Origin of the sequence: Nocardiopsis algeriensis, assembly GCF_014203695.1 — a bacterium.
In the GTDB taxonomy this organism is placed as follows: domain Bacteria; phylum Actinomycetota; class Actinomycetes; order Streptosporangiales; family Streptosporangiaceae; genus Nocardiopsis; species Nocardiopsis algeriensis.
This window is the reverse complement of sequence record NZ_JACHJO010000003.1, coordinates 240,351-252,438: the sequence shown is the minus strand read 5'-3', so window position 1 is coordinate 252,438 and position 12,088 is coordinate 240,351. Positions and strand designations below refer to the sequence as shown.

Here is a 12,088-nt window from a genome sequence, read left to right as displayed (position 1 = left end):
GTCTGCGGCCCGGTCCGCGGGCCGCAGACACGAGGAGGCGCGGGAGGTCAGGGCAGGCGCACGATCTCCACGTCCCCGCCGTCCCAGGCGGGGGGAAGCACGGCGTAGGCGTCGGCCAGGGCGGCCCCGCGCAGGCTGCCGGGGCGGTCGTGTCCGACGGGGACGGCCGCGCCCTCCTCCAGGCGCACCGCGACCAGGCGGGTGTCCACCGGGTGCGGGGACACCGCTCCCCGCAGGGGGAGGCGGGCCGTCTCGCGGGTCGGGTCGGGGCGGCCCGTGAGCGCGCTGAGCAGGGGGACCAGGAGGGTGAGGACCGCGACCAGGGCGGCTCCGGGGTTGCCGGGCAGCCCGACCACCGCCGTGTTGCCCACGCGGGCCAGCAGCTGCGGGTGGCCGGGGCGGCAGGCGACACCGTCGACCACGACCTCGGCGTCCAGCTCGGCCAGTACCGAGCGCAGGTGGTCGGCGGGCCCCTTGGAGGAGGACCCGCACACGGCGACCACGTCGGCGTCCCCGTCCGCCACCGCCTCGGCGAGGGCGCCGCGGTCGTCACTCAGGTGGCGGATCCGCTCCACCCGCCCTCCGGCCCGCTCGACCAGGCCGGGCAGCATGGGGCCGATGGCGTCGCGCACACGCCCCTCCCCCGGTATGCCCCCGGTGGTGACCTCGTCCCCGGTGACGACCACCGACACCCCCGGCAGCAGTACCGGCAGGGTCTCGTGGCCCAGGGACGCCGCCAGGCCCAGCGCGGCGGGTCCCACCGCGCTCCCCCGCGAGAGGACGGTCTCTCCCGGTGCGGTCTCCTCCCCCGCCCAGCGCACGTGGCGGCCCGGCTCGATCTCCCCCGCGACCCTGCCGCCGCCGCTCTCGGCCAGCTCGTAGGGCAGAACGCTCTCGGCCCCCTTGGGCACCCGCGCACCGGTGGCGATCTCGACGGCCTCCCCCGGGTGCAGCACCGCGCACGACTCGGGCGCGCCCGCCAGCTGGGACCCCACCAGGACCCAGGGGCCGGGGCCCGTCACCGCGTAGCCGTCCATGGCGGCGGCGTCGAAGGCAGGCAGCCCGACCAGGGCACGGACGTCCTCGGCCAGGACACCTCCCAGCGCCCGCTCCAGCGGAAGCTCACGCGGGACCGGGGCCAGCCGCGCGCCCAGACGCCCCGCGGCCTGCCGGGCCGACGGCCAGGTTCGGTGCGTTCCGTGCTCTGTGCCCCTGGCCATAACGCCTCCCCGTCGTCCGTGCCGGTACTTCCCTATTGTCCACCCGAGGCCCCGGGTGCGGCGCTACTGCCGGAGGTCCGCGCGCCCCGGCCCGGAGTGCGCCGGCGGGGAGTACCGGGAGGCCTGCCGGATTCCGATTTGCCGTCTGCCGACTTTCCGCTAAAGTTCTTACCAGCGGCAGGGGGAACGCCAAGGAGACGAGGCGGGACCCGGCAGCAAGCGGACGTGGCTCAGTTGGTAGAGCATCACCTTGCCAAGGTGAGGGTCGCGGGTTCGAATCCCGTCGTCCGCTCGGAGGAGACGCGGAGGCGCGCAGGCGCTTGCGTGCAACTCGGTGGAGTGGCCGAGAGGCGAGGCAGCGGCCTGCAAAGCCGTCAACACGGGTTCGAATCCCGTCTCCACCTCCCCTTGTTTCACACGGGCGGTTAGCTCAGTTGGTTAGAGCGCTACCTTGACACGGTAGAGGTCACAGGTTCGAATCCTGTATCGCCCACCAGCAGTACCGCGGTTCGCGAGGGTTGCACCCGAGCCGCGGGTGAACACCGGACGGGCCCCTGCGGGGGCCCGTTTCCGTTTCCCCGACAAGGGGCACACCCCGGCGGGCCGGCCGGAGGCGACGGTGCGACCGGAGGTGCCCGGTCCTCGGCGGCCTGCTCCCGGCGGTTCACCCGCCGCCTGTCTCGCCGGCGGCCATCGGCGGAGGTACCCGGCCCGGCAACCGGCAGACTCCATGCCCTTACGGCCACGACACGCACTGCCGAGCAGCAGCTCGAAGGATCACGGCAGCCCTGCCGGAAGCGGAAACCGGGCAGGTACGGAGGCTGCGGGCCCGCGGATACAGCAATTTTCGATTTCATACCATGTTTTCCGGTGCCATGAGACACACCTAATAACCGGGACATCAAGATTTTCGTGTGCTAGGTTCTAAGAAGTTGCAGTCGTGAGCCCCGATGGATCCATCTCGTCGGGAGATCACCGCGGTGACAGGAAAATCGTCATTTGCGGTTTTCTTCATTTTTGATCGAGAGGAGCCAACATGGCTACCGGTACCGTCAAGTGGTTCAACGGCGAAAAGGGCTTCGGCTTCATCGAGCAGGACGGCGGCGGCCCCGACGTCTTCGCCCACTACTCGAACATCCAGGCCACGGGCTACCGTGAGCTGTCCGAGGGCCAGGCTGTGCAGTTCGACACGACCCAGGGCGCCAAGGGCCCCCAGGCCGAGAACATCACCCTGATCTAGGGGAGCTGACGCTCCTCCAGCGGTTGGGGCCCGCCCTCAGGGTGTCGGCCCCACCGCTTTTCTTTTTCTCCGCCGGTTTCTCCGCCGTCGTTCTCCGATCGGCACCGGCACTTCGTGCCCCGGGATTCTCCCGAGCGGGCGCGCACAGATCTTCATTCCTCCGGCGTACCCCGGTTTCCCCCTGCGAGGCCGCAAGGCCTCCCGCCCGGCGAACGCCGTCGGCGAAAGGCCTCATATGAGTCACCCCTATCGCGCCAGTGCGACCCGCAGCCGCCCCGCGCGGTCCTACGGACGCCAGCGCCCCCGCACCAACGGACGCCCCCGCACCGGCGGCCCCTCCGGTGAGTTCGCGCTCCCCGTCACCGTCACCCCCGGCCTCCCGCCGGCGGAGTCCTTCGAGGCGCTGGACATGCCCGCGCCGCTGAAGCGCGTCCTGGCCCGCCAGGGCCTGACGACGCCGTCCGAGATCCAGGCGGCGACCCTGCCCAACTCCCTGGCCGGCCGCGACGTGCTCGGCCGCAGCCGCACCGGTTCCGGCAAGACCCTGGCCTTCGGGCTGGCCCTGCTCGCCCGCCTGAACGGGCGTACCGCCGAGCCCCGGCGCCCCCTGGCCGTGGTGTTGGCCCCCACCCGGGAACTGGCCCAGCAGGTCGCCGACTCCCTGGCTCCCTACGCCCGCTCGGTGGGGGTGCGCACGACCACCGTCGTGGGCGGCATGCCGATCCACCGCCAGGCCCGTGACCTGCGCCAGGGCGTCCACCTGGTCGTGGCCACCCCCGGGCGGCTGCGCGACCTGATGGAGCGCGGCGACTGCATCCTGGACCAGGTGGAGTGCGCCGTCCTGGACGAGGCCGACCAGATGACCGACATGGGCTTCATGCCGCAGGTCACCGCGATCCTCCAGGAGGTCCCCTCCGACGGGCAGCGCATGCTGTTCTCCGCCACCCTGGACCGCAACGTCGACACCCTGGTGCGCCGTTTCCTGAACGACCCCGTGGTCCACTCCGTCGACCTGTCCCAGGGCGCGGTCTCCACCATGGAGCACCACATCGTGCACGTGTCCACCGCGGAGAAGAAGTCCGTGGCGACCCGGATCGCGGCCCGCGAGGGACGGGTGATCATGTTCCTCGACACCAAGCGCGCGGTGGACCGGATGGCCGAGCACCTGCTGGCCAACGGAATTCTGGCCGCGCCCCTGCACGGCGGCCGGAGCCAGCCGCAGAGGACGCGCACCCTCGACCAGTTCAAGCGGGGCGACGTCACGGCGCTGATCGCGACCAACGTGGCGGCCCGCGGCATCCACGTGGACGGACTGGACCTGGTGGTCAACCTGGACCCGCCCTCCGACCACAAGGACTACCTGCACCGGGGCGGGCGCACCGCCCGGGCCGGGGAGTCCGGCAACGTGGTCACGCTGGTGCTGCCCGGCCAGCGCCGGGACATGATCCGGCTGATGGACCGGGCCCGGATCGAGCCCCGCGTCCTGGGCGGCAGCACCGAGGCTCCCGAGCTGGCCGAGGTCACCGGTGCGCGCGAGCCCTCGGGCGTGCCGGTCGTGATCCGCTCCTCCGCTCCCCCGGAGCGGAGCCGGAACCACGCACCGCGCGGACGGCGCCGCCCGCGCCGCTGACCCGGACGAACGGCGAAGGGCCCTGCGATCGGTGGAGATTCCTCCACCGACCGCGGGGCCCTTCCGCGTTCCCGGAAGGAGCGCTCCCTCCTACGACACGGGGACTCACCCTTGCCTGCCCACGTGGAACAGAAATTGGCCAGGCGCCTTGGCCACTTGACCAAGGCACTCGGCCATTCGCTAACCTGGACGCATGAGCGACCGGAAGAAGGCACCTCGCAAGCAGATCCGTGCGGACGAGCGCCGCCGACAGCTTCTCGCGGCATCGCTGCGCGTGATGAAACGCGAGGGGATCGCGGCGGCGACCACCCGTGCCATCTGCGCGGAGGCGGGCATGCCCCACGGGGCCTTCCACTACTGCTTCCGGTCCAAGAGAGAGCTCTACGCGGCCCTGCTCGCCAGTGACATCGAGATCGACCTGGATGCCGTCTGGCCGGAGCTCTCCCCGGAGGCGGACCCGCAGGAGAACATCCGGAAGCTGCTGCTCGCGTACTGGTCCCAGGTCGAGGCCGACCCCGAGGCGCAGCTGGTCCTCTTCGACCTGGGGAGCTTCGTGCTGCGCGACCCCGAACTCCAGGAACTGCCCGGGCAGGAGTACAGAGCGTCCCTCGACAGGGCCACCGGGTACATCACACGCCTGGGTGACGAGGCCGGCCTGACATACCTGTGTGAGGAGCACACGCTTGCCGAGCTCGTGGTCACCACCCTCAACGGGGTCGCGTGGTCGTGGCTCGCCCACCGTGACAGCGCGGTCGCCCGGGCGAGCCTTACGCAGTTCGCGGAACTCGTCGCCGGCCTCACCCGAAGAAAGGCTGCCCGCCCGGTGTGACCTCTACCGGCGGCAGATCGAACCGCATCCCTCCGAGAGCCGAGGACGGCCATGACCGACATCGTCCACCGCCCGTACCAGGAGCGCGACGCCGAAGACGTCAAGTCGATGATCGACGAAGCGTTCCACATCCACCTCTACATGACAAAGGAACACCTGCTCAACAGCGCCCTGGAGGTCTACCTCCGCGAACGGCTTCTGGCCAGCACCTACACACGGGTCGCCGTCAAGGACGGTCGGGCGGTCGGGGTGATCATGGGTCGGGTCCCGGGTTGCGCACGGGTCCCCCACTCGGCTCGGAACAGATTGCTGACCTGGGTCCACATGGCGAAGATCGCCGTCACCGGCCTCTCCGACCTGCCCTCGCTGACGCAGTACTTCGCGTTCGACGGCGTCTACCGGAGGCTGCGCCGCAGCACATCTGCGCCTCTTACGGATGAGCTCACGCTCTTCGCGGTCGACGCGTCCACCCGGGGAACCGGCGTCGGAAAGGCCCTGTACCAGGACTACGTCCAGCACCTGCGCGACCTCGGCAGGAAAGACTTCTACCTGTACACGGACTCGCTCTGCACCTATGGCTTCTACGAAAGCAGGGGGATGACCCGTGCCGCGTCAGAGGACATGAAGATCCGGCTGAACGGCACCACCAAGGACCTCGGCGTCTTCCTGTACACGGGCTCGATCTTTGCCAGGGAAATCCCTGACGAGCCCGGCAGATGATCCGCCGCCAGGCATATCACAGGTCAAGGATTTTTCTCGTAACGACTGGCCGGTTCGATTTTTACCCCATCAAACTTCGGCCACGAATCTTGAGTAAAAATCGGACATTCAATATTCCTGGAGAAGAGTCCATAAAGATAATCTAGAGAATGCATGCGATAGCGGATCCACCTGGCCCCGAAGTCCGTAGCCACAATCGACCATTCCCCCGGAGAGCCGACAGCATCCCAGAACAGCATTGCACCATTATCGTCACCACCCCAGTACGTGAGGTTAGAAAAGCTCACCGAATCAACGTCTTGGAGATCACCCGGCCGATAAACCCGACGGCCATTTTTAAAATGAATTAATTTTCTCCCATAAATACGCCCCAAGGTCATTTGATGGTATTCGCGATGATCAAAAATCCCCTCAACATCTAAAATCAAGAATCTTCCATCAGCGACAAGACCAGATCCCATTTTGGAGGCTAGATCAAGGAAATCTGACGGCAGTCTACCAACCCAATCATCTTTGTTGAAAAAGACGCCTGCACCAGCTCGCGCACCATTGATGTTTTTAAAGGTCTCCAGGAGAAGATCTACTTTCGCTACCATGTTCCCGACTCCATCTCTTCCAAGCACCATGATCCCGAACAATCGATGGAGACTTTTTCATTGCTGGTACACCACACCCGGGCCGCCCGGGTGTGGAAGATCGCCGAGCGTATCAGAGCCGCGGGCCTGCTCGGCCTGGGCCAAGGGCCTCGGACGTGGTGTTCTGCCCGTTGAAGGGCCCGGGCAAGCCGCAGTGGAAGAAGGACGCCAACTCCGAACACACCAAGCTCCGAAGTCCCGGCGAACGCGCGATCCCCAGCACTCTGCGTTGGCAAGACGGCAATGGGGCATGGAGAAATCAGACCTATGGAGGACGTTGATTGTGAAGCCTCGCGCTGAAGTTCGGCATCGGCGGAAAAATGGAGACAGGCCGGATCTCATTTATTCCCCCAAGGACGTCGATGCACTAATTGATTCGATGCTCGAGAACCCAATAACTTCATATGAAAATTTTCGCGTGATTGAAAACTTGGCTCAAGTCCACTCCTTGGACCGAGATCTGATACCTTCTTCCGGGTATCCTGATCACGAACTGCTTGTGGGTGTTAACGTGGATTCCCGGGTGGGCATTGTTTCTTTCATGGATGCTGATGGAAATTTTGCACCTCGGGGATCCGCTGAAGGTAGATCCAATGTCGTCTACTACGCCCAGGGGGAGCCAACAGAGTTCCCAGATAATTCAGAAATATCAATCGATCTCGTTCGCCAAGCCGTCAAAGAATTTGTGTTCTCTGGAGGAGAAAGGCCATCTTGCATTCAATGGCAGGTGATCGATTTCTGGTAATTTTTGCCAAAAACACTCTGCCTGCAAACCTGTTTTGCCATGATTCCTGAAGTATTTTCTCGCGGTGCTATTGAGGTGATCTCAGTGGCTTTTCTTCTCGTGATCTTGTACCTACGGTCACTTTGTCCGACTACGAAACGGCAGCAAGACAGGGTGAAGTTGACTCCAGATACAAGATCACGAGAAGAAAAGACGCCGACCAGAGGGAAGCACTGAATTCCAGCCGAGGCAAGAAAGTCGCCGAACCGGACCAACCAGCAGGCAGACCTGAAACCTAGGCCCGACCAACAAAATCACCATCCCTCTCCCAGCTACACACTATTCCCTCGTGATCTTGTACCTGGAGTCAACTTCGCCCCACCTTGTTGGTGTCCCGACAACCAACCAAAGTGACCGCAGGTACAAGATCACCGGAAGAAAGGTAGCTGGTGGGATTGACCGGAAACCTTCGGCCGTGCCTACGTCTGCAATCGCTCCTGGTCCACACCGCTCCCGTGTCTGTTCCCACCCGGAGCTGCTGGGGAGTCGGCCTCCGCGCTGGAGCTGAGGGTTCGGCAGGGGCAACGCCGTCGCCGCGCTCGCTGCCCAAGGGGCAAAGGCCACAGGGGTGGCCCTGTCGCCGTCGTGGCGTGCAGCCGAGACATGGTTGGGCGGACGGGCCTCGGGGTTCTCGCGTGTGAGGCTGTCCACGAAGGCAGCTGTCCCTGTGGCTGTCCGTCTCTGTGGCTTCGGAGCGCGCTGACAGCAGAACCCGGCCATGCAAGGGTCACGGCCGGGCTCTGATCGCGTGCAGGGTTACCTGAGGGCGGCGTGGAGAAAGCCGGCCCACTCGCCGGCCGGGAAGGGGAGGTGCCCGGCATCGGGGTGCTTGGAGTCGCGGATGGCGGCACCACAGGGCAGGTCGGCGACCTCAACGCAGTTCTCACTTGCACCGCTGTGGCTGCTCTTACGGAAGCTGGCGGGGATGTGGGCTACCTCAACGCAGTTCTCACCAGCGCCGCTGTAACTACTCTTCCGGAACACAAAGTTGTTCACGATCGATCCTCTATTGATTCGAGTAGGTCCTGGAGGAAATCTATGGTCTGAGAAACTGTGAGCGCAGCACTGCTTGCTTCACGCCACATAGCATCGTAACGCCGTATATCTTCCGAGCTTTCCACGTAGAGAGTGGAGGTAGGAGTCTCGGCGTAACCGATAGTGGGGTCCCTGGGCTCAGGAAACTCCATGATCTGGAAACTCCCGAGATTAGCAGCATGCATCCCTGCCGAGAAGGGGAGAACCTGGATGGCGATGTTCGGCCTTGTAGCCATTTCGATGAGGTGCTGGAACTGCTCCTGCATGACTGTAGCTCCACCGGCATGCCGCCGCAGAGCGCTCTCATCGATGATTGCTGCGTACTCCGGCGGGTGCAGGACTCCCAGAATTTTCTGACGCTCCATGCGAGCCTTAATATGGCGTTGTATTCTCTCCTCGGAGTAGGCATTTGCCCCCAAGAACACTGCTCTCGTGTAGGCAGGAATCTGAAGAAGGCCAGGAACTACCTGCGCCTCATAAACTCGTATGAAAGAAGCTTCAACCTCAAAAGACGGCAATCCGGTCGCATTGAAGACATCTTTGTACTTAGACCACCATCCCGACTCGGAAGCATCCTTGGCGAGCTGGTGCATACCCTCCCAAGCTGATCGGTCAACCCCATAGAGCTCCGCCAAAGCATCAATGTGTGCAGTCCGGATGCGCTTGAGAGTAGCTGTCTCCATCTTGCCCAAGGTGGCACGCGGGATACCTGACTTTTTGGCTGCTATGTCCAGTGTGTCACCGGACTCCTCCCGAAGATCACGCAGTATGCGCGCCAGGCGCCGTCGCCTGACAGTCGGACTGAAGGTGTGCCTCATGCGGCCAACCTACCAAACCTCTTTGGAGATTCTCTGAACTACTTGACCTCAGAGAATCTCTAGATGATGATTGACGTGTAGCCAGTGATCGGCGCATCACCGAGAGTCTCTGCTGGTCAGGCTACGCCTTGCCCGTTTCGCGCATCACGGCAACCGTGAGACTCCTTCAACGGGCCTGCTCAACCCCTGTTCATGCATGCCAAGGAGTGCATCCGCCATGCCTTCGACCACCCGTGCCCCGATGCCCGAGCTGGGCCAGGCCACCGTCCCGCTCTCGTGCTTCATCCGCTCCGCGCACCGCCACTACTTCTCCGGGCGTCCCGAGCGGCCCGGTTACCGGATGCGCCACTACGAGTTCGCCGGCACCCCCGCGGTCATGCCGCTGGTGCGCGCGTTCCTGGACACCTGCGCCGCCGACCAGAGCAGCGACTACCGCTACCTGTTCACCCTGCTGGGCTCGGAGCTGGCCACGAACGCCCTGCGGCACTCCCTCTCAGGGCGGCCGGGCGGCAGCTACGTCCTGAAGGTCGAGCGCAACCGCGAAGGTCTGCGTCTGACCTGCCGTGACCTGGGCGGACTGTGTGAGCGCGATGCCCACCTGGCCCCCAGCCCCGACGGTCTGGACCTGGGCGCTGAGTCCGGGCGGGGGCTGGCTCTGGTGGACGCCCTGGCCTCCGCCTGGGGCGACAACGGCAACGCCCAGTACCGCAGCGTCTGGTTCCACCTGGCCTACGACCTGACCGACAGCCGCTGGAACACCCTCACTGACCACTGAAACCACCGCCCCGGCACCTCTCGGCACATGCCGACGGCATGAAGCGGGCCCAGGAGAGCGCTGCAACGCTCTTCCGGGCCCCAGATCCCAAAAACCACACTGCGACATGTAGAAAGTCAGGATCTGATGCAGAATCCTATCCCCGCTCCGCGCCCGGCTGTCGACCCCCGGCCCGAGCCTACGCAGCTGCCCTGGCGCCGACCCCTCCCTGGGCCCGTCTGCCCGGTGTGCGGCCACCCCTCCTGTCGGCGCCGGCGCGCCCAGCAGCTGCCTCGCTTGGGCGGGCACCGCGCCGAGTACGCCCGTGAGCACGCCCAGGCCGCCGCGCTTCAGCGCCAGTACCGGCACTTGATCGTCTACTACGGTGAGGCCACCCAGTCTTTCTGGGCCATCACCTCCACCGGCCTGGTGGAGGGCCGTGACATCGATGCCCTCCTGTTGGCGCTGTGGCCGCGCATCCAGGGATCTGTTGTTCGGGGTGGTTTTCAGAGGCAGGTGGCAGGCGGTGCCGGGGTGGTGGCCGCCGCCTGACAAGAGAAAAGCAGCCTGCGGCGGGGAGTAGATTCTGGGGGCGTGGAACCTTTTAGGCTGGTCAGCGGCTGGATCGGCGGGTAATTCTATGGGGCTTGCCGTGCTTTATTCCTTTTGGCTGGCGGTGTCTGTTTTTCGCAAACTTGCAAAATCAGGCATCCTGGCGGGGTAAAGTCGCAGGTCAGCAAGACTGCTCCCCGCGCACGCGGGGATGGACCCTCGTTGAGCTGGAGCTTGGCCAGGAACCGAAACTGCTCCTCGCGCACGCGGGGATGGGCCACGTCGGCCCCAAGGCCCTGGGCACCGACCTCCACCTTCAAGGCACATGTGCCCAGGCCGAGGACCGCCCCAGCGGCAGGCACACCCCCCGCTTCCGGTCGGCTCGTCCGTGCAGGCCACCGCGGTGCGGGAGCCTGCCGCGGGGTAGTGGCCGGGCATGGACACCTCAGCCTCTTCACAGCGGCGGAACCCGTGGAGGGCCGAGCAGCTGGCCCAGCGGCTGGACCGGCCGATGGGGGTGCTCGGCCTGGTCTTCGTCCTGGTCGTCCTCGGCCAGGCGCTGGCCACCGACCCGGGGCTGACCGCGGTCTTCACCTGGCTGGGCTGGGGCCTGTGGGCGGTGTTCGCCGGCGAGTTCGCCCTGCGCGCCTACGTGGCGCGCGACCAGAAGGTGTTCTGGCTGCACAACTGGTGGCAGCTGCTGTTCCTGGTGCTGCCCTTCCTGCGCTTCGCCCGGGCACTGGTCCTGCTGCACACCGCGCGGGTCGGCGGTGTGGTCTCGGCCGCGGTGCGCGGCTCGCGCTCGGCCGGGCAGCTGCTGTCGGGGCGGGTGACATGGCTGGGCGCGGTGACGGTGATCGTCGTCCTGGCCTCCAGCCAGGTGCTCTACCTCCTCGGCTCCTACGACAGCTACGGCACGGCGCTCTACCAGGCGGCCCTGGCGACGATCGCCGGCGAGCCCCTCACGCCGGACGACGCCTACGCGCGCTGCGTCGGGGTGCTGCTGGCCGCCTACTCGGTGGTGGTCGTCGCGGCGCTGGCCGCGGTGCTGGGTGCCTTCTTCCTGGAACCGGAGCGGAAGGCCGCGCCTCCGAGAGCCGGCTGACGGCGGCCGCCGGGGGCGCGGCTTCCTTGCTCAGGACAGGGTGTCGCGCACGTCCTCGGACACGCCGGAGTCCCGCAGGAACGAGATGTGCCCCACGCAGCCGGCCAGGTTGTTGTCGGCGCCCGGGAGGGTGACGCTGGAGACGGGGCGGATGATGAAGTCGCAGTAGGAGCGGAAGGTCGTGTAGGCGACATCGCCCGGGGTGGGGTCGCCGGAGTTGAGCGCGGCCAGGAAGTCGGATCCCACCACCACCTCCTGGCACGACGGCGAGGTCCCCACGCACGGGAGTTCCACGGTGGAGCCCTGGTTGGGTCCGGCGAGCGAGATCCAGTTGTCGACCTTCTCGTGTCCGCCGAGGAACTTGAGGTACCAGCGGGAGGACAGCCCGCCCATGGAGTGGGTGACCATGTCGATCTTCTCGCTGCCGGTCTCGGCCAGGATCCGGTCGACCTCCCGGGCGATCGCCTCGGCGGTCTCCGTGTTGGACGCGTCGTAGTCGTAGCTGATGGCGTACAGCTCGTCGCGGTCCCATCCGTCGTCGGTGAAGTCGGAGATCATCGGGTCCCAGTTGTCCGCGCTCCCGCTGTAGCCGTGCACGAAGAGGACGGGGTTGCGCGTCTCGGCGTGGGCGGTCGCGGGCACCAGGACCGCGGAGAGCGTCGTCAGCGCCGCTGCGGCGAGGGTGAGGAGGGCTCGCACCGGTGGCTCCTTTCCGTAGGGGAGCCATGATTGTGCGTGATGGTTTCTCCGCCGCGCATCCGGTGGA

The 12,088-nt window shown here is 66.0% G+C and carries 13 protein-coding genes and 3 tRNA genes; 11 read left to right on the top strand and 5 right to left on the bottom strand.

Annotation, left to right across the window (positions count from 1 at the left end):
* Positions 1 to 47: 47 nt before the first annotated feature.
* The gene (locus FHS13_RS05580; protein ID WP_184288524.1) at positions 48 to 1,220 is read right to left on the bottom strand and encodes a molybdopterin molybdotransferase MoeA; all 1,173 of its coding nucleotides are present in this window, start codon (positions 1,218 to 1,220) and stop codon (positions 48 to 50) included.
* Between the two features lie 219 nt (positions 1,221 to 1,439).
* On the opposite strand from FHS13_RS05580, the gene FHS13_RS05575 reads away from it, so the two are divergent.
* From FHS13_RS05575 to FHS13_RS05545, 7 genes are all read left to right on the top strand, one after another.
* Positions 1,440 to 1,512 (top strand) — tRNA-Gly (locus tag FHS13_RS05575).
* A 41-nt stretch (positions 1,513 to 1,553) separates the two neighbouring features.
* Positions 1,554 to 1,624: transfer RNA gene (locus tag FHS13_RS05570), tRNA-Cys, on the top strand.
* A gap of 15 nt (positions 1,625 to 1,639) precedes the next feature.
* A tRNA-Val gene (locus FHS13_RS05565) sits at positions 1,640 to 1,716 on the top strand.
* Between the two features lie 540 nt (positions 1,717 to 2,256).
* Positions 2,257 to 2,460 (top strand): cold-shock protein, encoded by a 204-nt coding sequence (locus tag FHS13_RS05560; protein ID WP_184288522.1) that lies wholly within the window; start codon positions 2,257 to 2,259, stop codon positions 2,458 to 2,460.
* A gap of 235 nt (positions 2,461 to 2,695) precedes the next feature.
* Positions 2,696 to 4,090, top strand: coding sequence for a DEAD/DEAH box helicase (locus tag FHS13_RS05555; protein ID WP_184288519.1), 1,395 nt, complete (start codon positions 2,696 to 2,698; stop codon positions 4,088 to 4,090).
* Positions 4,091 to 4,283: 193 nt separating this feature from the next.
* Positions 4,284 to 4,919: a TetR/AcrR family transcriptional regulator gene (locus tag FHS13_RS05550; RefSeq protein ID WP_184288516.1), complete on the top strand. Its 636-nt coding sequence runs from the start codon at positions 4,284 to 4,286 to the stop codon at positions 4,917 to 4,919.
* A gap of 51 nt (positions 4,920 to 4,970) precedes the next feature.
* A complete protein-coding gene (locus FHS13_RS05545; RefSeq protein ID WP_184288513.1) occupies positions 4,971 to 5,639 on the top strand; it encodes a GNAT family protein in 669 nt (222 codons plus the stop codon).
* A 23-nt stretch (positions 5,640 to 5,662) separates the two neighbouring features.
* Here the strand turns inward: FHS13_RS05545 and FHS13_RS05540 are convergent, their stop codons facing one another.
* Entirely contained in the window at positions 5,663 to 6,235 is a 573-nt protein-coding gene (locus tag FHS13_RS05540) for a hypothetical protein (protein ID WP_184288510.1), read from the bottom strand.
* On the opposite strand from FHS13_RS05540, the gene FHS13_RS21835 reads away from it, so the two are divergent.
* The gene (locus FHS13_RS21835; RefSeq protein WP_343064917.1) at positions 6,192 to 7,019 is read left to right on the top strand and encodes an Imm1 family immunity protein; all 828 of its coding nucleotides are present in this window, start codon (positions 6,192 to 6,194) and stop codon (positions 7,017 to 7,019) included. The genes FHS13_RS05540 and FHS13_RS21835 overlap by 44 nt on opposite strands.
* A gap of 795 nt (positions 7,020 to 7,814) precedes the next feature.
* Here FHS13_RS21835 and FHS13_RS05530 read toward each other — a convergent pair.
* Together FHS13_RS05530 and FHS13_RS05525 are read right to left on the bottom strand one after the other, a co-directional pair.
* Positions 7,815 to 8,057, bottom strand: coding sequence for a DUF397 domain-containing protein (locus FHS13_RS05530; RefSeq protein ID WP_184289178.1), 243 nt, complete (start codon positions 8,055 to 8,057; stop codon positions 7,815 to 7,817).
* On the bottom strand, positions 8,051 to 8,911 hold the full coding sequence (locus tag FHS13_RS05525; RefSeq protein ID WP_184288505.1) for a helix-turn-helix domain-containing protein: 861 nt from the start codon (positions 8,909 to 8,911) through the stop codon (positions 8,051 to 8,053). Before FHS13_RS05525 ends, FHS13_RS05530 begins: the two co-directional genes overlap by 7 nt.
* A gap of 217 nt (positions 8,912 to 9,128) precedes the next feature.
* Between FHS13_RS05525 and FHS13_RS05520 the strand changes: the two genes are divergently transcribed.
* The 3 genes from FHS13_RS05520 (at position 9,129) to FHS13_RS05510 (ending at position 11,322) form a co-directional block, all read left to right on the top strand.
* Positions 9,129 to 9,686: an ATP-binding protein gene (locus FHS13_RS05520; protein WP_246404584.1), complete on the top strand. Its 558-nt coding sequence runs from the start codon at positions 9,129 to 9,131 to the stop codon at positions 9,684 to 9,686.
* Positions 9,687 to 9,962: 276 nt separating this feature from the next.
* Complete coding sequence (locus tag FHS13_RS21830) at positions 9,963 to 10,217, top strand: hypothetical protein (protein WP_343064916.1); 255 nt, start codon at positions 9,963 to 9,965, stop codon at positions 10,215 to 10,217.
* 436 nt (positions 10,218 to 10,653) lie between these two features.
* On the top strand, positions 10,654 to 11,322 hold the full coding sequence (locus tag FHS13_RS05510; RefSeq protein WP_184288496.1) for a hypothetical protein: 669 nt from the start codon (positions 10,654 to 10,656) through the stop codon (positions 11,320 to 11,322).
* Between the two features lie 30 nt (positions 11,323 to 11,352).
* Here the strand turns inward: FHS13_RS05510 and FHS13_RS05505 are convergent, their stop codons facing one another.
* On the bottom strand, positions 11,353 to 12,021 hold the full coding sequence (locus FHS13_RS05505) for an alpha/beta fold hydrolase (protein WP_184288493.1): 669 nt from the start codon (positions 12,019 to 12,021) through the stop codon (positions 11,353 to 11,355).
* Positions 12,022 to 12,088: the final 67 nt, after the last annotated feature.